The organism is Vibrio sp. Vb0888 (assembly GCF_033338835.1).
GTDB classification, from domain to species: Bacteria; Pseudomonadota; Gammaproteobacteria; order Enterobacterales; family Vibrionaceae; genus Vibrio; species Vibrio alginolyticus.
Genome location: NZ_JAWOTL010000236.1, coordinates 1 through 1,146, shown reverse-complemented (window position 1 = coordinate 1,146; position 1,146 = coordinate 1). Strand labels below are relative to the sequence as shown.

General features: G+C 47.6%; 1 pseudogene. It reads left to right on the top strand.

Annotation, left to right across the window (positions count from 1 at the left end):
• Positions 1-1,146 (top strand): annotated as a pseudogene (locus R7P72_RS25285) (DUF3372 domain-containing protein); the annotation flags it as partial.

Sequence of the window (1,146 nt, the reverse complement as noted above, 5' to 3'; positions counted from 1 at the left end):
AATTAGCCAAGAACTCGGCGCGATTGTGGAAGGCGGCGCAACAACCTTCAAACTTTGGGCGCCAACAGCGCAAGACGTTGCTCTGATCATCTATGACGAGAATCTGAAAGAAGAAACAACCGTTGCGATGAAAGAAGATTCAGCAACCGGTATCTGGGTTTCTGAAGCGCAAAGCAACGTCGTCAATAAATACTACCGTTACCAAGTTAAAGTTTACCACCCAACAACGGGCGTCATCGAAACTCGCTTAGTCACAGATCCATACTCTCTGAGCTTATCGAAAAATTCGATGTACTCTCAAGTGATCGATTTGGATGATCCAAGCTTGATGCCACAAGGCTGGAGCGACTACGAGCGCCCAACCGTTAAAAAAGATGAAGACCACGTACTTTACGAATCACACCTTCGTGACTTCAGCTTTAACGATACAAAAGGCACCAAAGAATACAACGGTAAGTACTTAGCACTCACAGAAGCAGACCGCGAATCGGTCTCTCACTTGCAAGCACTAAAAGACGCAGGTTTAACAACGCTTCACATCCTGCCAGCGTTCGATATTGCTACGGTTGATGAAGAAGCGGCGAACCGCGTCGATATTACTGACACCGTAGGTAAATTGTGTGGCATCAAACCAGAAGCGTCTGTCTGTGACGAAGTTGATGGCGGGAAAGTGATTGAAGATGTACTGAACAGCTACGATCCAGCCACTGGCTCTGCGCAAGCACTGATGAACGATTTGCGCATGCTAGACAGCTTCAACTGGGCTTACGACCCATTCCATTACACGGTGCCAGAAGGCAGCTACGCGACCGATCCAAACGGCTCAAAACGTATTCTTGAGTTCCGTGAAATGGTGCAAGCAACGCACAAAATGAAGCTGAAGCTGATCATGGACGTGGTGTACAACCACACCAATGCCTCTGGCATGAACGACAAATCCGTTCTAGATAAAATCGTCCCAGGATACTACCACCGTCTTAACGTCAACACTGGCGGCGTAGAAAACTCAACCTGTTGTGACAACACCGCAACAGAAAACTTGATGATGGGTAAACTGATGGTTGACTCATTGAAAGTGTGGGCGGACGACTACAAAGTTGACGGTTTCCGTTTCGACTTGATGGGCCACCAGCCAAAAGATGTGAT